The following is a 24,447-nucleotide window of genomic DNA, read 5'->3' as shown; positions in this document are numbered from 1 at the left end:
CGCACCGTCGAAAGTACGCACGAAAAACGCCTCCCGCCAGCAAGGAAGGCCGAACTTACCTGCCACGAGGGCGTCACCCGGGCGGCCGATCTGTACGAAATGCGCGCCTCTCTTCGACAGGAATGGGGCAAACCTCGCGTATCCGGATGTCTGCGGGTGCGAGCGAAGGGGCGACACGATGGAGCTCATGGCGGACGGTGCGGGCCCCGGCACGGGTGACCGGGCCCGGGGGGCGCTCCTGGGGCTCGCGGTGGGCGACGCTCTCGGTGCCCCGGCGGAGAACATGCGGCCGTCCGAGATCCGCCGCCGCTGGGGCCGGATCGAGGGATTCGTCAGCGACGATCCGGCGGGGACCGACGACACCGAGTACGCGATCTTCTCCGGTCTGCTGCTGGCCCGGCACGGCTCGGCGCTCACCGTCTCGCATGTCGAACGGGCGTGGCACCACTGGATCGCCGATCTCGACGAGGGCCCGTTCCGCGGTGCGGGGTTCAGTGAGCGGGGCACGCTGGAGAACCTGCGGCGGGGACTCGCCGCCCCGATCTCGGCCCAGCACCGGCACGCCTGGAGCGACGGCCTCGCGATGCGGGCGGCGCCGTTCGGGGTGTTCGCCGCGGGCCGGCCCGCGGAGGCTGCCCGGCTGGTGGCGGTGGACGGCGGGGTCAGCCATGAGGGGGAGGGCATCTACGGCGGCCAGGCGGTCGCGGCGGGGGTGGCCGCCGCGATGGTGGGGGCGGGGCTCGCCTCCGTGATCGCCGCGGCGCTCTCGGTGGTACCGATGGACTCCTGGACGGCCCGTTCCCTGCGGCGCGCGGTCACGGCCGCGCAGCGCCCGTACCCGGACCGGCTGGCGCGGGAGCGCGCGGTGCGCTCCGCGGTGGTGATCGGCGGCTACCCGTGGACCGACCTGGCACCGGAGGCGGTGGGCCTGGCCTTCGGCGCGTTCACGGCGGCGCGGGGCGACTTCCGTACGGCGGTGCTGACGGCCGTGAACATGGGCCGGGACGCCGATACGACGGCGGCGGTCGCGGGTGCGCTGGCCGGGGCCCTGCACGGGGCGTCGGCGATCCCGCAGGAGTGGGCGTCCGCGATCGGCCCGGTGCGGGGCAGCTGCCTGCCGTCGATGCGGGGCTACCACGTCCTGGACATCGCGGAGCTGCTGACCCCGGACGATGCGGAGGACGCTCCGGGCGTGCCGCCCGGGGCGCCGGGCGGCACGCCGGTCCGGGACCACCCCGCCCCTGCCTCCTCCTGGTACGAACCGACCGGATCCCGTTCACGGGATACGTCCGGCACCCCGTGGCGCGAAGCCACCCCTGCGGCCCCTGCCGCAGCCACCGGCCGCGGAACCACCCGATGACCGCCGCGCACGGGGACGCCTCGACCACCCCGGAGCCCACGTCCCGCCCGGCGCCGACGAGACCCCCCGGCACGTCCGCGCACGCGACCCGTGCCACGGCGGCCCCGGGCCCGGCCGCTCCCCACCGGGCGGCGGCCTCGTCCGCCCCACCGGACCCGTATCCCGGCCACACCGGCGCTCCTGCCGCCCCACCGCACACAGCCCCCGGCGCGACGGCCCCGGACGCACCGGCCCGCACGGCCTCGGACCATGCGGCCCCGCCGGACGCCCCTCACCGCGTCGCCATCCACATCGCAGCCGAACCGGCCGGCCGTGCCCCTGCCGGCGGGGCAGCCGCCAGGGCCGCGCGGCCGCGCACCGCACCCGGCCGGCAGGCCCGGATCGAGGGACTGCTGCTCGGGCTGGCGGCCGGGGATGCCGCCGGGTGGCCCGCCGCGCGCCACCGGGCGGCGCGGATGCCCGAGTGGACCCGGCGGCTCACCCGGGAGCTGGACACCTTCGCCGAGCAGAACGCGACGACCACGCTGCCCGTACCCATCGCCCTCAACCAGCCGCCCGAGCCCCTCAGGCTCGGACCCTCCGACGATGCCGAGTGGGCCGCGTTCGCCGCCCGGACCGTGCTGGCCGCCGCGGCCGACCACGCCCCCGGCCTCTCCCCCGGCCACCGGATGCGGGACGCGATCGACCGGTCGTGGAACGCCCTGGCCGCGAAGGTGGCCGCAGCCAGCGCACGGGCGCCGGAGGTCGAGTCCGCCGTCCTCCCGCTCCGGGCCCGGATCTCCGTACGGGCCGGGCTCGGGAACCTCGCCGCCGGGCTGCGCCCGCCCGCCACCGGCCACGACAACCCGCACTACTTCGACGACGCGGCCTGCGTCAGGGCCGCCGTTCTCGCGGTCGTGCACCCGGGCGACCCCACCGGCGCAGCCGGACTCGCCGAGTTCGACGCCCGGTACACGCAGGACGGCGACGGGGTGCACGGTGCCCGTGCCATTGCCGCCGCGATCGCCGAGGCGCTCGCGGGGGCGGACGTCGACACCGCAGTGAACGCCGCCCTCGAACAGCTGCCCGAGGGAACCGAGATCGCGCGTAACGCCGTCCACGCCGTGCGCCTGGCCCGGGAGTTCGCGGACGAGGCGGCGGGCGCCTTCGCCCTGGTCCCCGTGCTGGAGCATCAGATCGTCGACCACGTCTACAGCTACGGGATCGCCGCGGCCGAGACCGTACCCGTCGCCCTCGCCCTCGCGACCGCCGCCCGGGGCGAGATCGCCCAGGCCGTGCCCGCGGCGGCCTGCCTGTCCCGGGTCGCCGACTCCGCGCCCGCCCTCGCCGGGGCGCTGACCGGGGCGCTGGGCGGGACCGGCACGATCCCCGCGGGCTGGCGCGAGGCCTGCCGCACGCTGGCCGGGTGCGCGCTGCCCCGCCTCGCCGGTACCGATCTGATCGAACTCGCCGGGCTGCTGGCAGCCACGGAACCAGCCACTACGGGTGGACAATCCCGGCATGACACCCAAAACACCCGCACCGTTCTCGGCAGGTACGACCACCACGACGCTCACCCTGGATGAGCGGATCGCCGGCGCACTCGTCGGCGCGGCTGTCGGTGACGCGCTCGGCGGCCCCGTCGAGGGCTGGACCCCGGAGCAGATCGCCGAGCGCCACGGCGGCCGGGTGCGCGGCATCGTCGGCCCCTGGCACGGCGACGCATGGCGCACCGCGCGCCCCATCGCCCCGTACCACAAGGGCGACGGGCACGTCACCGACGACACCCTGATGACGCATGCGCTGGTGCGGGTCTACGGCACGGTGCGCGCTCACCTGGACGCGTACTCCGTCGCGGACCACCTCGTACCGGATCTGATGTCCCGTCCCCGCTGGATCCCGGAGCTGGAGGCGGAGGCGCTGCCGTTGCAGCGGATCTTCCTGGCGGAGAAGTGGATCGTCACGCGGCTGCACTACGGCCACGCCGACCCGCGGGAGGCGGGCTCGGGAAACATCGTGAACTGCGGGGCGGCGATGTACATGGCGCCGGTCGGCCTGGTCAACGCCGCCCACCCCGAGGCCGCGTACGCGGAGGCGCTGGATGTCGCGGGGGCCCACCAGTCCTCGTACGGACGGGAGGCGGCCGGGGTCCTCGCCGCCGCGGTCGCCGCCGCCTGCGCCCCGGGCGCCACGCCCTCCTCCGTCATCGCAACCTGTCTGGCCCTGGCCAAGGACGGGACGCGGGCGGCGATCGAGGCGGTCTGCGAAGTGGCCGCCCGGTACAACGACTTCGAGTCCGCGCTGGGGCCCATGCGCGCTGCCGTGGCCCCCTTCGACACGGTGGGCCCCGATTACCGCGATCCTTCGCTCGGCGCCCGGCGGCCCTCCCGGCTGCACTCCATCGAGGAGCTGCCGGTCGCGCTCGGCATGCTGCTCGTCGGCGGGGGCGATTACCGCCACACGGTGCTCGGTTCGGTCAACTACGGCCGGGACTGCGACTCGATCGCGACGATGAGCGGCGCACTCGCGGGCGCACTCCACGGCGAGCAGGCCATCCCCGACGCCTGGGTGAAGACGGTCGCCGACGCCAGCCGCCTGGATCTGCACGCCCCGGCACGGACCCTGACGGAGGTGGCCCGCGAGATCTTCGCACGGGACACGGCCCGCCGGCGGGCACACGAGTCGGCGTTCGCGACACTGGCCGGCCTCCGGTGACCGTACGGCTGACCTGGGTGCAGCCCGAGGACCTGGTCGGACACGAGCTGCGCCAGGCGGCGCAGGACGGCCGGGACGCCCGGGACATCGAAGAGCGCTGGTACGGAGTCGGCGGCGCCCCCGCCCCGGAGCGCGCGGGCGTCTCGGAGCCGCCCGCATCGCCCCGGATGCGCGCACTGGCCGAGCAGCTCCTCGACGAACTCGCCCTGCTGCAAAGCCCGTTGTCCCACGATGAGCCGACCGGCCTGGCGGCGATCCGGGACGCCTGTCCCCGCTGGCCGGCCCCCCGCACCCGGCGCGTCGCTCTCGGGCCCGAGCGACTGCACGCGGCCTGGCTGGGCCGGGCCGCCGGCTGCCTGCTCGGCAAGCCCGTGGAGAAGCTGCCCCTCGCCGGCATCCGCTCCCTCGCGCAGGCCACCGGCAACTGGCCGCTCGGCACCTGGTTCACGGCCCGGGGGCTGCCCGGCGAACTGACCGCCGCCTACCCCTGGAACCGCCGCTCGGCAGCCACGTCCCTCGCCGAGAACATCGACGGCATGCCGGAGGACGACGACCTCAACCACCCACTGCTCACCCTGCTGTTGCTCCAGCGCCACGGACACGGTTTCAGCACGGCCGACCTCGCCCGGCTCTGGCTCGACGCACTCCCCGCCGGCCGGGTCTTCACCGCGGAGCGCATCGCGTACCGCAATCTCCTCGATGGCATCGAGCCGCCGGACACCGCCCGCCACCGCAATCCCTTCCGCGAATGGATCGGCGCCCAGATCCGGGCCGATGTGCACGGCTGGACGCACCCTGCCGACCCGGCTGCCGCCGCCGAGCAGGCACACCGGGACGCGGTGCTCACCCACACGGCGAACGGGGTGTACGGCGCGATGTTCACGGCGGCCGCGCTCGCCGAGGCGGCCGGTGGCGAGACGGATGTGCACGGGTGTCTGGCGGCCGGACTGCGCGTGGTGCCGCCCCGCTCCCGGTACGCGCACGCGGTGCGCCTCGGGATCGGTTCGGCGCGCGCCGAACCGGACTTCGACACGGTCGTGGACCGCCTCCACGCCACCTACGGGGCGACCCACCACTGGGTGCACGTCCTGCCCAACGCCGCGGTGCTCGCCGCCGCGCTCACCCACGCCGACGGCGACTTCGGCCGCTCCATCGGCTGCGCCGTGTCCGGCGGCTGGGACACCGACTCGAACGGTGCGACGGCCGGTTCGCTCGCGGGGCTGCTGGCCGGGCGGCCCACCGCGCTGCCGGACCACTGGACCGCCCCGCTGAAGAACCGGCTCGCCACATCCGTCCCCGGTTTCGACTCCATCGGCTTCGACACCCTCGCCGAACTGACCTACCAGGAGGTATGCCGCCCATGACAGCGATCGCAGTGCTCGGCAGCACCAACATGGACCTAGTCACCTACGTCGCCCGGGCACCCGCGCTCGGGGAGACCGTCACCGGACGGGAGCTGCGCACCGTTCCCGGCGGCAAAGGGGCCAACCAGGCCGTCGCCGCGGCCCGGGCGGGCGGCGAGGTGGTGATGATCGGCGCGGTCGGGACCGACGAGTTCGGCTCCCGGCTGCGGACGAATCTGGAGCACGCGGGAGTGGACACGGACCTGCTGCACACGGCCGCCGGTCCCAGCGGCACCGCCCACATCGTCGTCGACGACGAGGGCGCGAACGCGATCGTGGTGATCCCCGGCGCCAACGGCACCGTCACCGCGCTCGGCCCGGGCGAGCACGCCGCCATCGCCGCCACGGGTCTGCTGCTCCTTCAGCTGGAACTCCCGCTCTCCACGGTGACCGAGGCCGCGCGGGCCGCGAAGGCCCTGGGGGTACGGACGATCCTCACCCCCTCCCCCGTACAGCTGCTGCCGTCCGAACTCCTGGACGCCATCGACCTGCTGATCCCCAACGAACACGAGGCGGCTGCGCTCTCCGGGTGCGACGAACCGCATGCGGCCGCCGAGGTCCTGCTCCGCCAGGTCCCGGAGGTCGTGATCACCCTCGGCCCGAAGGGATGCCTGTACGCGGCCCGGGGAGGCGAATCCGTATGGTTCCCGGCGCCCGAGGTGACCGCCGTCGACACGACCGGCGCGGGTGACACGTTCGTCGGAACGCTGGCCGTGGCACTCGGCGAGGGCCGGGGCGTCCCCGAGGCGCTGGCCTGGGCGTCCTCGGCCGCGGCGCTCTGCGTACAGAGACCCGGTGCCTCCACGTCCATGCCGTACCGCAGCGAGATCGATGCCTCATGAGTACGACGACCGCACCTCTTGCCGGCCTGCGGGTCCTGGACGTCGCCACCCTGTTCGCCGGACCGCTCGCGGCCACCATGCTCGGCGACTTCGGCGCCGATGTCATCAAGGTCGAGCATCCGCGCAAGCCCGATCCTTCGCGGGGGCACGGCCCGGCGAAGGACGGGGTGGGCCTGTGGTGGAAGCTGCTCGGCCGCAACAAGCGCACCCTGACGCTCGACCTGGCCGGCCCGGGCGGCCGGGATGTGCTGCTGCGGCTGGCGGCGGACACCGATGTGATCATCGAGAACTTCCGGCCGGGGACGCTGGAGCGCTGGGGACTGGGCTGGGAGGAGTTGCGTGCCGTCAATCCGCGGCTGGTGCTGGCCCGGGTCACCGGCTTCGGCCAGTTCGGCCCGTACGCGCACCGGCCCGGCTTCGGCACGCTCGCCGAGGCGATGAGCGGTTTCGCCGCCGTCACCGGTGAGCCGGACGGGCCGCCCACCCTGCCGCCGTTCGGGCTCGCCGACTCGATCGCGGCGCTCGCCACTGCGTACGCGGTGATGACGGCCCTGGCCGGGCGCGACCGCACCGGTCAGGGGCAGGTGGTCGACATGGCGATCATCGAGCCGATCCTGACCGTCCTGGGGCCGCAGCCGCTCTGGTACGACCAGCTCGGCTACGTCCAGCCGCGTACGGGAAACCGCTCCCGCAACAACGCCCCGCGCAACACCTACCGGACCTCCGACGGCCACTGGGTCGCCGTCTCGACCTCGGCCCAGTCGGTCGCCGAGCGCGTCATGCGGCTGGTGGGCCGCCCGGACCTGATCGACGAACCGTGGTTCGCCGCCGGGACCACGCGCGCCGAGCACGCCGACGAACTCGACGATGCCGTCGGCCACTGGATCGCCCGGCGTACCCGGGAGGAGGCGGTGTCCGCGTTCGACAAGGCGGAGGCCGCGATCGCCCCGATCCAGGACGTACGGGACGTGATGGAGGATCCCCAGTACCGGGCACTGGGCACGATCACCGAGGTGGAGGATCCCGAGCTGGGGACACTGCGGATGCAGAACGTGCTGTTCCGGCTCTCGGAGACGCCCGGGGCGATCCGCTGGGCCGGCCGGCCGCACGGCGCGGACACGGACGAGATCCTGACGGGACTCGGCCTGTCGGCCCCGAGCATCGCGGCCCTGCGGGCCGAGGGTGTGCTGTGAGCACCCTGGCGGTCGCGCTGACCTGGCTGTACGTGCCCGGGGACCGCCCCGAGGTGGTCCGTAAGGCGCTCGGCTCGGGCGCGCACGTGGTGATCGTCGACCTGGAGGACGCGGTCGCGCCGGACCGCAAGGAGTACGCACGGGCGGCGACCACGGAGCTGCTCAGTGATCCGGTCACGGCCGACTCGTCGGCCGTTCCGGTCCATGTCCGGGTCCACGGCGAGGACGACGTCACCGCTCTGGCAGGGCTCCCCGGCCTGTCCGGGATGCGCCTCCCCAAGATCACCCACGCGGCTTCGGTGCACCATGTCGCGGCGCTGGCGCCGGGTGTGCCGCTGTATCCGCTGCTGGAGTCGGCGCTGGCGATCGAGCACGCGTACTCGATCGCCAGCGCCCATCACGAGGTGCGGGGTGTGGCACTGGGCGAAGCGGATCTCCGGGCCGACCTGGGGGTACGGGACGATGCCGGGCTCGACTGGCCGCGCAGCCGTCTCGTGGTCGCCGCCCGGGCGGCCGGACTCGACCCGCCCGTCATGTCGGTGTTCCCGGACGTCAAGGACATGTCCGGGCTGCGGTCCTCCTGCGCGCACGGGCGCGGCCTGGGACTGCTCGGCCGCGCGGCGATCCATCCCCGGCAGCTGTCGGTCATCGAGCGGGCGTTCCGGCCGACGACGCAGGAGGTCGAGGCGGCGGAGCAGATCGTGGAGGCGTCACGGACACAGGCGGGGGCGCTGGCGCTGCCGGACGGGAGGTTCGTCGATGCGGCGGTGGTGGCGACTGCGCAACGGACGCTGGCACTGGCGGGACGCGTGGCATGAGGCCGGGGAACCGGGCCGCACTGGAGCACGCGAAGGGGCCGCCGGACCTGTGTGGTCCGGCGGCCCCTTCGGGTGGCTCCGGGTGCGTCAGCTCTTGTCGGCCGTCTGCGGGGCGTCGTCGCCCTCGGACTCCTTCGCCTCCGCGTCGGCCGTGCCGGAAGCCTCGGAGGTGTCGGCCGCGTCGGCCGTTTCGGACGCCTCGGCCGTGTCGGAAGCCTCGGCCGAAGCAGCCGACTCGCTGTCGTCGCTGCTGCTGTCCTTCGACAGGTCCACCGCCGCCGGTTCGACGATCTCCTCGCGCCCGGGGCGCAGCTTCGCCGAGATCACGAAGTACGTCACCGCAAGGACGAAGACGATGATCGCGGTCCACACGTTGAGCCGCAGTCCCAGCACATGGTGTGCCTCGTCGACGCGCATGTACTCGATCCAGGCACGGCCCGTGCAGTACGCCGCCACGTACAGCGCGAACGCCCGTCCGTGTCCGAGCTTGAACCGGCGGTCCGCCCAGACGACCAGCAGCGCGACACCGATGCACCACAGCGACTCGTACAGGAAGGTCGGGTGGTAGGTGTCGGCCACCCGGTTGGGGCCCTCGCTGATCTTCACCGCCCACGGCAGATCCGTCTGCTTGCCGTACAGCTCCTGGTTGAACCAGTTGCCCCAGCGGCCGATGGCCTGGGCGAGGGCGATACCGGGTGCGAGCGCGTCGGCCCAGGCCGGCAGCGGAATCCCGCGGCGTCGACAGCCGATCCAGGCGCCGACGGCGCCGAGCGCGATCGCGCCCCAGATACCGAGGCCGCCTTCCCAGATCTTGAAGGCGTCGACCCAGTTCTCACCGTCTTTGAAGTACAGCTGGTAGTCGGTGACGACGTGGTAGAGCCTGCCGCCGACAAGGCCGAAGGGCACGGCCCAGACGGCGATGTCGGCCACGGTGCCGGCTCGGCCGCCCCGGGCGATCCAGCGCTTGTTGCCGAACCAGACGGCAACGAAGACACCGATGATGATGCAGAACGCGTAGCCGCGGAGCGGGATCGGGCCGAGCTCGATCACGCCGGTCGACGGGCTGGGAATGAAGGCAAGGTTCATGACGAGGTCGACGCTACCTTGCCGGACGGGACGTGAGGCAAGCCGTCCGGCAACTTCTGGGTAACGAGCCCTGCCCTCGGGACGGCGCGGAGGTCTGGGCGGACACCCTCAGGGCGTCGCCCCGACCGTGCCTGGTTCCTTGCCCTTGTTGGCCTCCGCCACCCACTTCTTGAGATTCGCCACGGAGATCTCCTCGTCCCCCTTCTTCGGGAAGATCGACTCACCGTTGAGCAGCGCGGTCGGAGTCCCCTGGAATCCGCCTTCGCCGAAGGCCGTGTTCGACTTCTCGACCCAGCTGTCGTGCTTGCCGTCCTCCACACAGCTGCGGAAGGCGGGCGTGTCCAGCCCGTCCACGGTGCCCGCCAGCTCGATCAGCTTGCTGTTCTCACCGAAGGCGTCGTCGGTCTCGGCCGGCTGATTGCGGTAGAGCACGTCGTGGTACGGGGCGAACTTTCCGACGTCCTGGGCGCAGGCCGCAGCGTTGGCCGCCCGCAGTGATCCGCTGCCGCCGAGGTTGCCGTCGATGATCGTGGCCAGGTGGTACTCCACCTTGATCTCGCCGCTGTCGGCGAGCTCCGCGATCGTGGCCCGGAAGGCCTTCTCGAACTGGGCGCAGACGGGGCAGCGGAAGTCCTCCCAGATCGTGAGCGTGGACGGTGCGTCGTCCGCCCCTACCTGGAGGGCCAGACCGTCCTTGCCCGTCGCCCCGGACGGGGTGACCGCCGGTCCCGCCTCGCTGTCATTGTCGTTCTTGCCCGCGTTGGCGGCGATCAGGCCGATCACGGCAGCGAGCGCCAGCACCCCCACCACGGCGGTCGCGACGATCAGTGTGCGCCTGCGGCGCTCCCGCGCCCGGTCCAGCTCACGCTGCTGCACGAGCCGGTCGCGTGCGGCTCTCTTTCGCTCATGGTTCTTCTCGCTCACACTGCGCAAACGAACCGGGGAGGCACGTGAGCGCCTCCCCGGTCCCATGTCCACCCGTACGGGTGACGACCGCTATCGGCGCTTTCGAACGCCTTCGGCCAGTTCGCCCGCCAATGCGCGGACAGCGGCGAGTCCGGCGGCCGCGTCGGGGGCGTCCAGCATCCTCTTGACGAAGGCCGAGCCGACGATCACGCCGTCGGCGAAGCCGGCGACCTGTTCGGCGTGCTCGCGGGTGGAGACCCCGATACCGACACAGACCGGCAGCTCCGTGGTGGCACGGGTGCGGCGTACCAGCTCCTGGGCCTGCTCTCCGACCGATTCACGGGTGCCGGTGACCCCCATGAGGGAGGAGGCGTACACAAAGCCCGAACCCGCTGCCGTGATCGTGGCGAGGCGTGCGTCCTTGCTGCTCGGCGCGACGACGAAGACGGTGGCGAGACCGTGCTTCTCGGCGTGCTCACGCCACAGTCCGGACTCCTGGACCGGCAGGTCGGGCAGGATGCACCCGGCGCCGCCCGCCGCGGCGAGCTCGGCGGTGAAGCGCTCCACGCCGTACCGGTCGATGGGGTTCCAGTACGTCATGACGAGAATCGGGACGCCGGTGGCCTCGTGGGCCTCACGGACCGTGCGCATGATGTCGGCGATCTTGACACCGCCCCGCAGCGCGATGTCGTCGGCGGTCTGGATGACCGGCCCGTCGAGCACCGGGTCGCTGTGCGGAAGACCTACCTCGACGATGTCGGCGCCGCCCGCGACGACCGCCTTGACCGCCTCGATGCCTCCGTCGACCGTCGGGAAGCCGCCGGGGAGGTAGGCGATGAGCGCGGCCCGGTCCTCGGATGCCGCCTTGGCCAGTGCCGACTCAAGAAGCTCTCGGTTGCCGCTCACTTCTCCCCCTCCTGGTCGTACAGCCCGAAGTACCGTGCGGCCGTGTCCATGTCCTTGTCGCCCCGGCCCGACAGGTTGATCAGGATCAGCCCGTCCTTGCCGAGTTCCTGCCCGACCTCCAGCGCACCGGCCAGCGCGTGCGCACTCTCGATGGCCGGGATGATTCCCTCGGTACGGGAGAGAAGGCGCAGCGCCTGCATGGCGGCATCGTCCGTCACCGCGCGGTACTCGCCGCGGCCGACGTCCTTGAGGTAGGCGTGCTCCGGGCCGATGCCCGGGTAGTCGAGGCCGGCCGAGATCGAGTACGGCTCGGTGATCTGGCCCTCGTCGTCCTGGAGGACGTACGACCGTGAGCCGTGCAGGATTCCGGGCTCGCCCGCGGTCAGGGTCGCCGCGTGCTCGCCGGTCTCCACGCCGTGTCCGGCGGGCTCGCAGCCGATCAGCCGGACGCTCTCGTCCGGGATGAAGGCATGGAAGAGACCGATGGCGTTGGAGCCGCCGCCCACGCAGGCGATCGCGGCGTCCGGGAGCCGGCCGGCCCGCTCCAGGATCTGGCGGCGGGCTTCGACGCCGATCACCCGGTGGAAGTCGCGGACCATCGCCGGGAAGGGGTGGGGACCTGCGACGGTGCCGAAGAGGTAGTGCGTGCGGTCCACGTTGGCGACCCAGTCGCGGAAGGCCTCGTTGATGGCGTCCTTGAGGGTCCTGGAGCCGGACTTCACGGCGATGACCTCGGCGCCGAGCATCCGCATGCGCGCCACGTTCAGCGCCTGGCGCTCGGTGTCGATCTCACCCATGTAGATGGTGCATTCGAGTCCGAACAGGGCGCAGGCGGTCGCGGTGGCGACACCGTGCTGACCGGCGCCGGTCTCCGCGATGACCCGGGTCTTGCCCATGCGCTTGGTGAGGAGCGCCTGGCCCAGGACGTTGTTGATCTTGTGCGAGCCGGTGTGGTTCAGGTCCTCGCGCTTGAGGAAGACCCGCGCACCCCCGGCGTGCTCGGCGAAGCGCCCGACCTCGGTCAGCGCGCTGGGCCGGCCCGTGTAGTGGACCATGAGCTCATTGAGTTCGGCGGCGAAGGCCGGGTCGGCCTTGGCCTTGTCGTACTCGACGGCCACCTCGTCCACGGCTGCGACGAGCGCCTCCGGGATGAACTTGCCACCGAACGCGCCGAAGTACCCCTCGGCGCTGGGAATCAGACCCTCGGGGTCCGGAATGAAGAAGTCGGACGACATACGACGTGCTCCTCGACCTTGCAACGGGTGGGTTCACCGTATGCGCCGTGAGCGGAGCACCGCGCCGGCCGGTGATCGGTCGGTGCGGTACGGCGTGCGGACCTCCCGTGGACGGGGAGGAGGGCGACGGCCGGGGCTCGCTACAGCGCGGACCCCGTGCGCCATCGCATGCCGTTGACCTGTCCGGGTTCGTCGCCGATCACATACCGGACGCGCCGGCCGTGCACCCGCCGGGCGGGGGCACGGCAGCCCCGCGGCCGGCAGCCGCGCGCCAGGGGCGCGTGGGGGTCCCGGGCCGTCGCCCCGGCGGGGCGCAGGCCCGGCCGGATGCGGGGCGCGGGACAGTCGGACACGGTGCTGGTCAGCCCCGTCCGTGCCGGAGGGCCGGGTGGGCGCCTGCGGCGACCAGATCGGCGACGGCGGACCGCGGGTCCCGGCCGGTGACCAGGGACTCGCCGACGAGCACCGAGTCGGCGCCCGCGTTGGCGTAGGCGATGAGGTCGTGCGGGCCGCGGACACCGGACTCGGCGACCTTGACGATGTGGTCGGGGATCTCGGGGGCGACGCGCTCGAAGGTGGAGCGGTCGACCTTGAGGTCCTTCAGATTGCGCGCATTGACACCGATGATCTTCGCTCCGGCGTCCACGGCACGCTCCGCCTCCTCCTCGTCGTGCGCCTCGACGAGCGGCGTCAGGCCGATCGACTCGGCGCGCTCGATCAGGGAGACGAGGGCCTCCTGGTCGAGGGCGGCGACGATCAGCAGGGCGAGGTCGGCGCCGTAGGCGCGTGCCTCCCACAGCTGGTACGAGGTGACGATGAAGTCCTTGCGCAGGATCGGGATGTCGACCTTGGCGCGGACGGCCTCCAGATCGGCGAGCGAGCCGCCGAAGCGGCGCTCCTCGGTGAGGACCGAGATGACGGACGCGCCGCCGGCCTCGTAGTCCGCGGCGAGCGCGGCCGGGTCGGCGATTGCGGCAAGAGCCCCCTTGGAGGGGCTGGAACGCTTGACCTCGCAGATGACGGTCACGCCCTCGCCGCGCAGGGCGGCGACTCCGTCCTTGGCCCGAGGAGCGCGGGCTGCGCGCTCCTTGAGCTCGTCGAGGCTGACGCGCGCCTGCCGCTCTGCGAGGTCGGCGCGAACGCCATCGATGATCTCGTCGAGCACACTCACGCGAGCGGCCCCCTTCCGGAACGGTGATGAGGGAACAGGATCAGCCATCTCGATGGTATCCGCAGGAGGCCGATGGGCTCGCATCCGGCAGCGGTACGTCCCACTACCTGGGCATTCACGGCGCCAAGCCCGACCCGAACGGCAGATTCCGGACGACGGAGAAGATCAACAGCACCGCTCCGACACCCCACCAGTAGACGGGGGCGAGGCCGATCCGCAGCGGCTCGCCCCGGCTCGCACGGACCATCCAGAGCAGCCACACCACGGCGAAGACGGCGTATCCGACCACGGCCAGGGCATTGGAGCCGAGGGCGGCGGCGATGTCGCCGTGGGCGAAGGCGTGGGCACTGCGCAGCCCGCCGCAGCCGGGGCAGAACACGCCGGTGAACCGGAGCATGGGGCAGACCGGGTAGTGGCCGGGTTCGTTGGGATCGACCGTGGCCACGTAGCCGAACGCACCGATGACGACGGCCATCACGCCGACCGGTGTGCCCAGCCGCCGGAGCCGCGGAACCGGGGCGGCGGCATGGGGCATCACGGGCTCGTGCCCGGCCGCGTCCGGGCGCGCGTACGGCCGGCCGGGAGGGCCGGGCACGGGGGCCGGGTCCGGGGCGGCTGGAGAAGGTGAGGCGTCCACGCGCTGATTGTCCCCGCTCGTACGGAGAGGCGCAGCCCGGTCCGGGCTGCGCCTCGCGTCGTGTCTGCGTACCGGCGTGCGGTTCAGGAGGTGGTCTGGGCCTCTCCGGCACGGGCCCTGGCCGCTGCCAGCTCGGCCGACTCCTTCGGCATGCCGAGGCCTGCGGACTTCATGGCGAGACCGACGAGTCCGCCGACGACGATGACGGCGATTCCGGCCCAGAAGCCGAGCGGGTTCGCCGCGACCATGAAGACGCCTGCGATGCAGAAGCCGATGAAGGCGATGATGACACCGGTCCAGGCGGCCGGGGTGTGTCCGTGGCTGCTGCCCGCCATGAGTTGCTCCTCGTTGGTGTTGCGCTGAAGGTATCGCTGTACAGAAAGCTCGCTGCCATTGTCCCGTACGTGCGGTGGGACCTGAGCCTGGGGGTCATGCCTCGCGCGTCGGGTCCTCGCCGCGGTCCAGGGCCTTCCACAGGTCCTCGGGCCGGTCGGGATCCGGGGCTGCGCGGGGAGCCTTGCGGGGGCGCGGGGTGCCGTCGCGTTCGTACCGTCCCGACATGGCGGGCCATCGGCTGCCGTAGCGCAGGGCGAGCAGTCCGGCGAGCAGGATCAGCAGTCCGCCGACGGCCGTGACGTACGGCCAGGCGGTGTGGCTGAGCGCTTCGACGGTGGCCGAGGTGTGGCCGGTGGTCTGCGCGGCCTTCTCGTCGAGGGCGGCGCTGTCCGACGCACCGAGGTAGGAGCTCAGCCCGGCACCGAGGCCGCTGAGCGCCAGCAGTCCCGCGACGATCATCCGGCCGCCACCGCGCACGGCGAAGACGGCGACGAGGGCGGCCAGGCCGACGACGGCCAGGGCTGCCGGGAGGCCCGTGACGTCCTGGCCGTCCGCGGTCAGGGGCAGGGTGCCGCCTCCGACGGCTGCCGTGCCCTCGGCCCATTTCTGCCCTGAGGCGAGGAGGACGACGGTGGCGCCGGCGGCCCCGAGGAGCAGGCCGGCGCCCAGGCTGCGGCGGCTTCCTGCGCTGTCGGGCGCGGAGGCGGCTCGGGCACGGGGCTGGGGTACGGGGACAGCACTCACGTACCCCACTATCCCTTACCGCCTCAGTGAGCCCGGAGCCGGTTCGCCGTATGCACGGCGCGGAGCACCGCGGCGGCCTTGTTGCGGCACTCGGTGTCCTCGCCGACCGGGTCGGAGTCGGCGACGACGCCCGCTCCCGCCTGGACGTACGCGGTGCCGTCGCGGAGCAGAGCGGTCCGGATGGCGATGGCGGTGTCGGAGTCGCCCGCGAAGTCGAGGTAGCCGACGCAGCCGCCGTACAGCCCCCGGCGGGTCGGTTCGAGCTCCTCGATGATCTGCATGGCGCGTGGCTTGGGCGCACCGGAGAGGGTGCCCGCCGGGAAGCACGCGGTGAGGACGTCGAAGGCCTTGTGGCCTTCGGCCACGCGTCCGGTGACGGTGGAGACGATGTGCATCACGTGCGAGTACCGCTCGACGGACATGAAGTCGACGACCTCGACGCTGCCGGGTTCGCAGACCCGTCCCAGGTCGTTACGGCCGAGGTCGACGAGCATCAGGTGCTCGGCGCGTTCCTTCGGGTCGGCGAGGAGCTCGTCGGCGAGCGCCTGGTCCTCCTGCGGGGTGGCGCCGCGGTGCCTGGTCCCGGCGATCGGGTGGACCATGGCCCGGCCGTCCTCGACCTTGACGAGGGCTTCCGGGCTGGAGCCGACGACGTCGAAGCCGTCGAAGCGGAAGAGGTACATGTACGGCGACGGGTTGGTGGCGCGCAGGACCCGGTAGACGTCCAGCGCGCTTGCCGTGCAGGGCGTCTCGAAGCGCTGGGAGGGGACGACCTGGAAGGCCTCACCGGCCCTGATGCGCTCCTTGATGTCGTCGACGGCGTCCTGGTAGGCGGCGCCGCCCCACAGTGCGGTGTAGGGCGGGAGCTCCGAGGGCGGCAGGGCGGCGGGGGCGTTCTCCACCGGCCTGGACAGATCCCGCTCCATGGCGTCGAGCCGGGCGACGGCGTCCGCGTACGCCTCGTCGACGCCGGTGTCCAGGTCGTTGTGGTTGATCGCGTTGGCGATCAGGAGGACCGTGCCGTCCCCGTGGTCGAGTACGGCGAGGTCCGAGGTGAGCAGCATCGTCAGCTCGGGGAGCTTCAGGTCGTCGCCGCCGTGCTCGGTGATCTTCTCCAGCCGGCGCACGATGTCGTACCCGAGATAGCCGACCATGCCGCCGGTGAACGGCGGCAGGCCGTCGTCGCCGACCAGGTCGCGAGGGGTGTGCAGGGTCTCGACGGTGGCGCGCAGGGCCTGCAGCGGGTCCCCGTCGACGGGGACGCCGACGGGCGGGGTGCCGAGCCAGTGGGCCTGACCGTCCAGGGTGGTGAGGGTGGCGGCGCTGCGTACGCCGATGAAGGAGTAGCGGGACCAGGTGCGGCCGTTCTCCGCGGATTCGAGGAGGAACGTGCCGGTGCGCTCGTCCGCGAGCTTGCGGTAGAGCCCGACCGGGGTGTCACCGTCCGCGAGGAGCCGGCGGCTGACGGGAATGACGCGCCGGTCGACGGCGAGCTTGCGGAACGTCTCGAGATCCATGGCGGCTGACCTTACTGGGGCAGGGCGAGCGGGAGAACGTCCGCATCGAAGCAGGTGCGGTCACCGGTGTGGCAGGCGGCACCGGTCTGGTCGACCTTCACCAGGACGGTGTCGGCGTCGCAGTCGAGGGCGACGGATCTGACCTGCTGGATGTGGCCCGAGGTATCGCCCTTGACCCAGTACTCCTGGCGGCTGCGGGACCAGTAGGTGCACCGGCCCGTGGTGAGGGTGCGGTGCAGCGCCTCGTCGTCCATCCAGCCGAGCATGAGCACCTCACCGGTGTCGTACTGCTGGGCGATGGCCGGGACCAGTCCGTCGGGGCCGCGCTTGAGGCGGGCCGCGATGGCCGGGTCGAGTGTGCTGGCGGGTGTGCTGCCGGGCGTGCTGGTCATGTGCCCCATTGTGCCGCGCCGGGGACGGCCTTCCGGGTGTGCGTCCACTGGGCGGACCGTGGGCGGCGGTCGTACGCTGGCGGGCATGTCGACCCATGCGAAGCGTGAACGTCTTCTGCTCGCCGACCTGTTGGAAGCGGCGGGCCCCGAAGCTCTGACCCTGTGCAACGGCTGGAAGACCCGGGACCTGGCCGCCCATGTGGTGGTACGTGAGCGCCGCGCCGACGCGGCGGGCGGGATTGTGCTGGGTGCGCTGAAGAACCGGCTGGAGCGGGTGCAGGCCGAATTTGCCGAGAAGCCGTACGAGGAACTGATCCAGCTCATCCGTACGGGTCCGCCACGGATGTCACCCTTCGGGCTGAAGCAGTTGGACGAGGCGGCCAACACGGTCGAGTTCTACATCCACGCGGAGGATGTGCGCCGGGCCCAGCCCGACTGGTCGCAGCGGAACCTGGACCCGGTCTTCGCCGATGTGCTGTGGTCGCGCACCGAGAAGTCGGCGCGGATGCTGGGCCGCAGGGCCCCGGTGGGTCTGGTGCTGCGCCGCCCGGACGGTCAGACGGTGGTGGCCCACAAGGGCACCCCGGTGGTGACGGTCACCGGGGAGCCGGGTGAGCTGCTGTTGTTCGCCGCGGGCCGGCAGGACGCGGCGCGGGTGGAGCTGGAGGGCGACAAGGACGCGCTGGCCCGGTTGCACACGGCGGAGCTGGGGCTGTAGCCGGCCCCTCAGGCGTCACGTCCCGCCTGTACGGGGACCCAGTGGGCGGCCCGGTGACGGGGGCCGTCCTGCGGGGTGTCCGGCCGGGTCCTGGATCCCAGCAGGCCCAGGAGGAATCCGGCGGGGATCGTGATCAGGCCCGGTGTCTGGAGCGGGAACACGTGGAAGTCCCATTCGGGGAACAGGGCGATGGGTGTGCCCGAGAACGCGGGTGACAGGACCATCAGGACGACGATCAGCGGAAGTGTTCCGTACACGGTCCAGCGCACCCCTCGGGCGTTGAATCCGGGGCGGAAGAGCGCGTACAGCAGGACGGGCGGCAGGATCGAGGCCGCTGCGGCGAACGAGAGGGAGAGCAGCACCTGGGGGCTGCGGTCGTGGGTGTACGCCGAGAGGAGGACGGCGAGCGCACCGATCGCGAGCACGGCCAAGCGGGCGCGGCGGATCTCCCTGCCGGACGCCTTTCCGGCGCCCTGGGCACCCTTCGCCGCGAAGTCGCGGGCGAGGGTCGAGGCGGCGGCCAGGGTGATGCCGGCCACGGCGGCCAGGGTGGTGGCGAACGCGGCGCACGCGACGAGGGCGAACAGCGGGCTGTCGCGCGGCCCGCTCGCTCCCGGGTCCAGCACTCCGGTCACCATCAGCAGGGCGGTGCCTCCGGCCGGGTCGGCGGCACGCAGGGTGTCCCGGCCCAGCAGGGCGGAGGCTCCGAGCCCGACGACGACGATCCCGGTGCACAGGACGGCGACCGGGGCCACGGCCCAGACACCTGCGCGGCGCGCGGTCCAGGCGTCGCGCAGCGGATGCAGCCGCATCATGATGTGCGGCATGCAGGCAGCGCCCAGTACGAGGGTGAGCTGAAAGCCGATCAGGTCGAGGCCGCCCGCGAACCCGTGGCCGAACTGGAGCCCGGGGCGCGCATAGCCACCGCCCGCCTTGCTGCCTGCCTGGGCGGCATCGAAGAGGGCGAACGGTGACCAGCCGAAACGGGCGAGCACCAGCCCGGCGAGCAGGGTGACGGCGGCCAGCACGACGGCGACCTTGAGGATCTGGATGTAGCCGGTGCCGCGCATGCCGCCGAACGCGGAGTAGCACACCATCAGTGCGCCGCTGGCGACCGTGCAGCCGGTGAGCGCTCCTTCCGGGAGCCCGAACATCGCCGTCATGACATGGCCGGCGGTGGTCAGCTGCACCAGCAGGAGCGGGGCGAGGACGACGAGGGTGGCGACGCCCAGCGCCCGGCGTACGGAGCCGTCCCCGAGCTGGTCGGCGAGGAAGTCGCCGAGGGTGAACACGCCCTTGCGGCGCAGGCGTTCGGCAAGGACCCGCATGACGAGGACGAGTGAGGCGACGGTCGCCAGGGCGAAGAGCACACCGTCGAACCCGGCGAGCGCGACGGATCCGGTGGTGGAGAGCAGCGTGGCGGCGGAGACGTAGTCCCCGGCGATGGCGAGCCCTCCGCCGACGGGCCCGAGGGAGGCTCCGCCACCCGCGTAGAAGTGCTCGGGGTCGTCCTGGTCCGCTGCGGCGAGACCGCAGAGCAGCAGGGACACGGCGACGAATGCGAGGAAGATGACCACGGCCAGGGACCGGGCGTCGATCGCGCCGCTCACCGCGGTGACTCCGCCGGTACGGCCGTACAAGGGGCAGCTGATGGCATGGGCGCCAGGGCACCAGGTGCGGCGGGCGGGGTACAGGGGGCGGGGCGGGGGCGCGGCACCCGTACAGTCCTCGCGGGGCGGATCTGTGCTTCCGCACAACACGGACCGCGGGGGCGCCGAGCCCGCCGGGCCCCGGGGGGCGCCGAGCCCGCCGGACCGCGGGGGGCACTGAGCCCGCCGGACCGCGGGGGGCACTGAGCCCGCCGGGGGGCGCTGAGCCCGCCGGACCGCGGGGGCGCGCCGAGCCCCGCCAGGCCGTGGAAACGCTGAGCCCGCCGGCCCGCAGGGGCGCTGAGCCCCGCCGCCCCGTGGGGGCGCCGAGCCCCGCCCCGGACCTCTCGGGCCCGCCCGGCGGTTGAGGGGCGGAGTCCCGTGCAGCGGCCCCGCCCCGCCCGTCTCAGCCCCCCAGCAGCCGCCGCGCCGCCAGCGCCAGGGACACCTCGACCGCGTCGGAGGGCCGCGTGAGACAGCGGCCCGTCAGCTGCTCGAAGCGCCGCAGCCGGTTCAGTACCGTGTTGCGGTGGCAGTACAGCCGCGCCCCTGCCCGCTGCGCCGAACCGTCCGAGTCGAGCCATGCGGTCAGCGTCTCGATGAGCACGTCCCGGTCCGCGGGGTCGAGCCTGTCGAGCGGCCCGAGGACCCGGCCGGCGAGCGCGGTGCCGAGTCCGGGCGAGGAGACGACCAGGGCCGCCGGCAGGTGCTCGTCGAGCAGGACGGTTCCGCCGGACGCCGGGCAGGCCCGCAGCGCGGTCTCGGCAAGGCGCCGCGCGTCACCGACCGACGCCAGCCCCTCCACCACGGAACTGATCCCGATCCGGGTACCGGGCGGAGCCGTCAGTTCGGCCGCCACCGAGGCGAGTTCGTCCTGTCCGGGGACCTCGGACATCCCTCCGTCGGTGACAGCAGTGTCCGCGTCGTCCTCGCGCGGGCCGGCCGCCACCGGCTCCGCGCCCAGCGGCAGGATCGCAAGTTCGACGTCGCCCCCCGCGTGCCAGAGCACCGGCGTCCCCGAGGCCAGGGTCAGCGGCGGCTGGGACGTGCCGTGCGGGGCACGGCGCGCGGAGGCGACCGCAAGCACCGCGTACCGTCCGTGCACCGGCAGCCCCAGCATGACCGCCGCGTCCGGCAGGTCGGCGATCCGGGCGGTGCCGTCCAGCAGGGCCGACGTCATCAGCCGCTGCTGGTTCTCACGGCGCCAGGTGAGGCGGCGTTCGGCCTGCCGGTACGCCTCGGCCACCACCCCGCAGTGCTCGTCCACGAAGTTCCAGACGTCCGCCGCGACATGGACGAGCAGCCGGATGTCCTCGGGATGGCGCCGCGCGGTGTCGTCGACCAGGTCCTGCCAGACCATCGCCCCGCCCATCCGGAAGGCGTGCAGGACCGCGTCGAGCGGCAGGCCCTGTTCGGCCCGGGTCTCGCCGATCCACCGGGAGGTGCGGTGGGCGGCCTCGCGGAACTCCCGGGGCTGGATCAGGGAGGCCACGTTGTGCCGCAGCGAGTGATGGACCTCCTGCCAGATCTCGGCAGGTTCCGCCTCGATGGCCGCGCGGTAGGCGGGCTCCTGTTCCCGCAGCTGCTCGACGAGCCGGTCCGTGAGCTCCGGCAGCGCCTCCAACAGCACGTGGGCCGCCCTGTGGAGTACGGCAATGGCCTCACGGTCGGCCAGGGAACGGAAGCGGTGCGGCAGCGGTGCTACGGGGGGCGGCCCGTGCAGCGCCCTGATCCGTGAACGTACGACCTGTGGCATGGCGGCCTCCACCGGGAATCGGCCGGCTGCGGACATGCCGGCCCGGTGCGCGCCCGCCCGCCATTGGGCGGGTGCACACCGAATGATCCTGACGCCCGCAGAATGACATACCGCCCGGTCGGTACCTAGGGGTGTGCGGCGTTCTTCTCATCACGGTCCTGCAACCTCGCCGTAACAGCGGGCACGCCGGCACGTCCCGCCCGGCCCGTAACGTCCTCCGGGCCTGCGGCGGGACTGCCGATCCGCCTAGCGGTCCAGCAGCCTCGCGAGCTCGGTCCTGGACCGGACACCCAGCGCCGCGAACACGTTGCGCAGGTGGTGGTCGACCGTCCGCGGGCTCACCGAGAGCCGCACCGCCACCTCGCGGTTCGTGGCGCCCTCAGCCACACAGCGGGCGATCCGCTGCTGCTGCGGGGTCAGCCCGGCGAGCGGCCCCGCCCCGCCCTGGTCCGGCACGTCCACCGCTTCCCCGGCCGCCCGCAGCTCCCCGCCCGCCCGGTCGGCCCAGGCACGGGCGGAGCAGCGTTCGAAGGCGACCAGGGCGTCGCGCAGCGGGCCGCGTGCCTCACGGGTGCGGCGCCTGCGCCGCAGCAGCTGGCCGTGGAGCAGCTGGGTGCGGGCGCGCTCGAAGTCACCGCCCGCACGGTCGTGGTGGGCCAGCGCCTCCTCGTACCGCGCGGCGGCCTCCTCCTGCGGTGCCAGGAGGGCCCGGCAGCGTGCCAGTTGGGCGGGGGCCTGCGGGTCGGTGGTCCGGGAGGTCCACAGCGCGAACTCCTCGACGGCCTCGGCCAGGCCGTCCGTGCCGTCGTCCGCACGGCCGGAGAGTGCCACCGCCTCGATGTAGCACGGGATGGCGAGCATCCTGACGGCGAAGTGCCCCATCCGCGGTCCGGGACGGACCAGTGGCCCGAGCCGGGCAGCCGCCTCACCGGGCCGTCCGGCCGCGAGGTCCGCGCGGGCCACAGCCCAGGTGGCGAGGGTCGCCGCCTGGGTCAGGCCGTGCGGACCCGCGCCGGCCAGTGCGGCGTCGGCATGCGCCGCGCACGCCTCCGCAGGCCCTTCCACCGAGGCGGCCAGCGCCAGTACGGCGTGCAGATGGGTGGCCGCGTTGGGCTGTCCCGTACGCCGGGCGGCATGCAGGCCCTCCAGCGCGTGGGCACGGGCCCTGGCGTGCCGTCCGGCTCGCAGTTCGGCGTACGCGAGGTTCTCCAGGGCGTGCGGCAGCAGGGCCTCGGGCCCACGGGTGCGTACGGCGGCGAGCGCACGGGCCCCCGTCCGGCAGGCCGCGTCGACCTCGCCCAGCACCAGGGCCGAGACCGCGGCCCGCAGCAGCCCCCCGGGGTCCTCGGCCCGGTCGGCCGAGTCCAGGCAGCACCGCAGCAGGGCGTGACCCGCGACGGTGCGCCCGCCGAGTACGGCACACATCCCGGCGCGGTACTGGATCGTGGCCCGGTCGGCCGGGGCCACGGGGATACGGTTCATGGCGTCCAGGTAGGCGATGGCGTCCCCCATGGCCCAGGCGGCCTCCGCCGCGCCGAACAGGGCGTCCAGGGTGCGGCGCGGATCGTGCGGCGCGAGTGATGTCGCCGCGTTCAGGAGCGCCTCGCGGGCGTCGGCCGCCGGCCCGTCACGCAGGGCGAGCATGCCGCGTACGTAGGGTGCGACGCCCCCGGCGGGGTCGGCCCCGACGCGGGCCAGCATCGCGCGGGCCCGGCCGGTGTCGCCTGCGAGCCGGGCCTGTTCGGCTGCGGCCGCGAAGCGCGCGCCGCGCAGCGCGTCGTCGGTGGAGAGCGCGGCTGCGCGGGCCAGCGCGGCCGACCGTTCGGCGTGCGGACGGGGGGCGACCGCCGCCGCCACCAGCTGCCCGGCGAGTGCGGTGTCGGGCCCGGGTGCGGCGCAGGCCCGCTGGACGAGCGCGGGCAGCGGGAGTGAGCCGGACCCGGTGAGCAGCGTGGCGAGCAGTTCGTGCACGGCCCGGCGCCGGGCGGTCGGCGCCCTGTGCAGGACCGCGCGACGCAGCAGCGGATGGCTGAAGTGCACGCGGCTTCCCGCTCGTTGGAGTACCCCTGCGCTTCCTGCGGGTGCGAACAGGACACGGTCCAGGTGGGCGGGGACCAGCCCGGCGCGGGCACCTGCCCGCAGCAGCAGGGCGGCGTCCGCACCTGCCCCGTCGGGTTCGTGTTCCTCCGCCGCCGCGGCAAGCAGGAGGAGGGTGTGGGTGTCCGGGTCGAGTCCGTCGAGATGCGCGGCATGGGCGTCGAGGACGCTCTCGCCGCCGGGCAGCGGGTAGGGGAGCGCGGTGCGCCCGGCCAGCTGGGCGGCGGTGAGGCGGCCGGCGAGGCCGGCGAGCAGCCGGGGGTTCCCGGCCGCTTCCCGCAGGAGTTCGCTGCGCACGACCGGGTCGACGTCGCCCGTGGCGCCGGTGAGCCGGTCCAGGAGTGCGGCTGCCGCGTCGTCGTCGAGCGGTCCGAGGCGCAGGGCGGGCAGTCCGGCGAAGGTGGTCTCGTCGGCGGCGCCGATCACCACGGCGACCCGGCTGCCCGCGCCGAGTCTGCGGGCCACGAAGCCGAGTGCGGCCCGCGAGTCGGGGTCCCAGGCGTGGGCGTCGTCCACGCAGACCAGCAGCGGCCGTTCGGCGCCGAGGCCGCGCAGCAGGCCGAGCAGGCCACCGGGGGCGATCCCGGCGCGCAGGACGCGGTCGGGAGAGACGGGCAGGGGGCCCTGTGCGGAGCAGAGCAGGGCGTGCAGCCCGCTGTAGGGCAGTCGTTGTTCGGCGGGGGCACCGGAGGCGTGGAGCACGGGCCCTTCACATCGTGTGACGTAGTCGGCTGCGGCCCGGCGCAGGAGGGCGGTGCGGCCGAGGCCGGGGGGCGAGGTCAGCACGAGCGCTCCGCCGTCCCCTGCCCGCAGCCGCCCCAAGAGGGTTTCCAGGATGGCGAGTTCACCGCTGCGGCCGTACAGCCGGAGCGGACTGTGCACGGTCGTCGTTAGGGTCACGCTCTCACGTTACTTCCGCGTAAACAGTGTCGGAAGGTTCGCGTCCGCTCCCCCGCCCGGGGCGGCCCGGTGCGGTGCGGGCTCCCA

22 protein-coding genes are annotated in these 24,447 nt (G+C 73.4%); 8 read left to right on the top strand and 14 right to left on the bottom strand.

What is annotated here, in order from left to right; translation table 11 throughout:
- Positions 1–178 precede the first annotated feature (178 nt).
- From ACFWBQ_RS20605 to ACFWBQ_RS20575, 7 genes are read left to right on the top strand one after another with little or no spacing between them, the layout of a single operon-like run.
- Positions 179–1,360, top strand: coding sequence for an ADP-ribosylglycohydrolase family protein (locus ACFWBQ_RS20605; RefSeq protein WP_385490826.1), 1,182 nt, complete (start codon positions 179–181; stop codon positions 1,358–1,360).
- Positions 1,357–2,925 carry an ADP-ribosylglycohydrolase family protein gene (locus ACFWBQ_RS20600; RefSeq protein WP_385490823.1) on the top strand — a complete coding sequence of 523 codons (1,569 nt, stop codon included), beginning with the start codon at positions 1,357–1,359 and terminating at the stop codon, positions 2,923–2,925. Before ACFWBQ_RS20605 ends, ACFWBQ_RS20600 begins: the two co-directional genes overlap by 4 nt.
- The gene (locus ACFWBQ_RS20595; RefSeq protein WP_385490820.1) at positions 2,861–4,054 is read left to right on the top strand and encodes an ADP-ribosylglycohydrolase family protein; all 1,194 of its coding nucleotides are present in this window, start codon (positions 2,861–2,863) and stop codon (positions 4,052–4,054) included. The genes ACFWBQ_RS20600 and ACFWBQ_RS20595 overlap by 65 nt, the downstream gene beginning before the upstream one ends.
- Positions 4,051–5,418 carry an ADP-ribosylglycohydrolase family protein gene (locus ACFWBQ_RS20590; RefSeq protein ID WP_385490817.1) on the top strand — a complete coding sequence of 456 codons (1,368 nt, stop codon included), beginning with the start codon at positions 4,051–4,053 and terminating at the stop codon, positions 5,416–5,418. The genes ACFWBQ_RS20595 and ACFWBQ_RS20590 overlap by 4 nt, the downstream gene beginning before the upstream one ends.
- The gene (rbsK, locus tag ACFWBQ_RS20585; protein WP_385490815.1) at positions 5,415–6,299 is read left to right on the top strand and encodes a ribokinase; all 885 of its coding nucleotides are present in this window, start codon (positions 5,415–5,417) and stop codon (positions 6,297–6,299) included. The genes ACFWBQ_RS20590 and rbsK overlap by 4 nt, the downstream gene beginning before the upstream one ends.
- The gene (locus ACFWBQ_RS20580) at positions 6,296–7,492 is read left to right on the top strand and encodes a CaiB/BaiF CoA transferase family protein (protein ID WP_385490812.1); all 1,197 of its coding nucleotides are present in this window, start codon (positions 6,296–6,298) and stop codon (positions 7,490–7,492) included. The genes rbsK and ACFWBQ_RS20580 overlap by 4 nt, the downstream gene beginning before the upstream one ends.
- Complete coding sequence (locus ACFWBQ_RS20575; RefSeq protein WP_385490810.1) at positions 7,489–8,310, top strand: HpcH/HpaI aldolase/citrate lyase family protein; 822 nt, start codon at positions 7,489–7,491, stop codon at positions 8,308–8,310. Before ACFWBQ_RS20580 ends, ACFWBQ_RS20575 begins: the two co-directional genes overlap by 4 nt.
- An 87-nt stretch (positions 8,311–8,397) precedes the next feature.
- On the opposite strand, the gene lgt is transcribed toward ACFWBQ_RS20575, so the two are convergent.
- From lgt to hisI, 11 genes are all read right to left on the bottom strand, one after another.
- Positions 8,398–9,396, bottom strand: coding sequence for a prolipoprotein diacylglyceryl transferase (lgt, locus tag ACFWBQ_RS20570; protein WP_385490807.1), 999 nt, complete (start codon positions 9,394–9,396; stop codon positions 8,398–8,400).
- A gap of 108 nt (positions 9,397–9,504) precedes the next feature.
- The gene (locus ACFWBQ_RS20565) at positions 9,505–10,320 is read right to left on the bottom strand and encodes a thioredoxin domain-containing protein (RefSeq protein ID WP_385490804.1); all 816 of its coding nucleotides are present in this window, start codon (positions 10,318–10,320) and stop codon (positions 9,505–9,507) included.
- 72 nt (positions 10,321–10,392) lie between these two features.
- Complete coding sequence (trpA, locus tag ACFWBQ_RS20560; protein ID WP_385490801.1) at positions 10,393–11,208, bottom strand: tryptophan synthase subunit alpha; 816 nt, start codon at positions 11,206–11,208, stop codon at positions 10,393–10,395.
- Positions 11,205–12,443, bottom strand: a complete 1,239-nt coding sequence (trpB, locus tag ACFWBQ_RS20555; RefSeq protein ID WP_385490799.1) for a tryptophan synthase subunit beta — start codon at positions 12,441–12,443, stop codon at positions 11,205–11,207. Before trpB ends, trpA begins: the two co-directional genes overlap by 4 nt.
- 140 nt (positions 12,444–12,583) lie before the next feature.
- On the bottom strand, positions 12,584–12,796 hold the full coding sequence (trpM, locus tag ACFWBQ_RS20550) for a tryptophan biosynthesis modulator TrpM (protein WP_385490797.1): 213 nt from the start codon (positions 12,794–12,796) through the stop codon (positions 12,584–12,586).
- 8 nt (positions 12,797–12,804) lie between these two features.
- Positions 12,805–13,614, bottom strand: a complete 810-nt coding sequence (gene trpC / locus ACFWBQ_RS20545; RefSeq protein ID WP_329212096.1) for an indole-3-glycerol phosphate synthase TrpC — start codon at positions 13,612–13,614, stop codon at positions 12,805–12,807.
- Positions 13,615–13,729: 115 nt separating this feature from the next.
- Complete coding sequence (locus ACFWBQ_RS20540) at positions 13,730–14,251, bottom strand: DUF2752 domain-containing protein (RefSeq protein WP_385490794.1); 522 nt, start codon at positions 14,249–14,251, stop codon at positions 13,730–13,732.
- An 83-nt stretch (positions 14,252–14,334) separates the two neighbouring features.
- On the bottom strand, positions 14,335–14,586 hold the full coding sequence (locus ACFWBQ_RS20535) for an HGxxPAAW family protein (RefSeq protein WP_385490792.1): 252 nt from the start codon (positions 14,584–14,586) through the stop codon (positions 14,335–14,337).
- Between the two features lie 94 nt (positions 14,587–14,680).
- The gene (locus ACFWBQ_RS20530; protein WP_385490790.1) at positions 14,681–15,340 is read right to left on the bottom strand and encodes a TIGR02234 family membrane protein; all 660 of its coding nucleotides are present in this window, start codon (positions 15,338–15,340) and stop codon (positions 14,681–14,683) included.
- A gap of 14 nt (positions 15,341–15,354) precedes the next feature.
- Complete coding sequence (locus ACFWBQ_RS20525; protein WP_385490787.1) at positions 15,355–16,848, bottom strand: anthranilate synthase component I; 1,494 nt, start codon at positions 16,846–16,848, stop codon at positions 15,355–15,357.
- An 11-nt stretch (positions 16,849–16,859) separates the two neighbouring features.
- On the bottom strand, positions 16,860–17,240 hold the full coding sequence (hisI, locus tag ACFWBQ_RS20520) for a phosphoribosyl-AMP cyclohydrolase (RefSeq protein ID WP_385490784.1): 381 nt from the start codon (positions 17,238–17,240) through the stop codon (positions 16,860–16,862).
- Positions 17,241–17,325: 85 nt separating this feature from the next.
- On the opposite strand from hisI, the gene ACFWBQ_RS20515 reads away from it, so the two are divergent.
- Positions 17,326–17,958, top strand: coding sequence for a TIGR03085 family metal-binding protein (locus tag ACFWBQ_RS20515; protein ID WP_385490782.1), 633 nt, complete (start codon positions 17,326–17,328; stop codon positions 17,956–17,958).
- 8 nt (positions 17,959–17,966) lie between these two features.
- Here ACFWBQ_RS20515 and ACFWBQ_RS20510 read toward each other — a convergent pair whose 3' ends face one another.
- The 3 genes from ACFWBQ_RS20510 to ACFWBQ_RS20500 all read right to left on the bottom strand — a co-directional run bounded on the left by ACFWBQ_RS20510 (position 17,967) and on the right by ACFWBQ_RS20500 (position 24,360).
- Positions 17,967–19,568, bottom strand: coding sequence for a cation acetate symporter (locus ACFWBQ_RS20510; RefSeq protein ID WP_385490779.1), 1,602 nt, complete (start codon positions 19,566–19,568; stop codon positions 17,967–17,969).
- Between the two features lie 445 nt (positions 19,569–20,013).
- Positions 20,014–21,363 carry a helix-turn-helix domain-containing protein gene (locus ACFWBQ_RS20505; protein WP_385490776.1) on the bottom strand — a complete coding sequence of 450 codons (1,350 nt, stop codon included), beginning with the start codon at positions 21,361–21,363 and terminating at the stop codon, positions 20,014–20,016.
- A gap of 246 nt (positions 21,364–21,609) precedes the next feature.
- Entirely contained in the window at positions 21,610–24,360 is a 2,751-nt protein-coding gene (locus ACFWBQ_RS20500) for an AAA family ATPase (protein WP_385490773.1), read from the bottom strand.
- Positions 24,361–24,447: the final 87 nt, after the last annotated feature.

The organism is Streptomyces sp. NPDC060035, from assembly GCF_042736635.1.
GTDB lineage: Bacteria > Actinomycetota > Actinomycetes > Streptomycetales > Streptomycetaceae > Streptomyces.
Note: the sequence above shows the minus strand (reverse complement) of the source record. Positions and strands in the feature narration are given on the sequence as shown.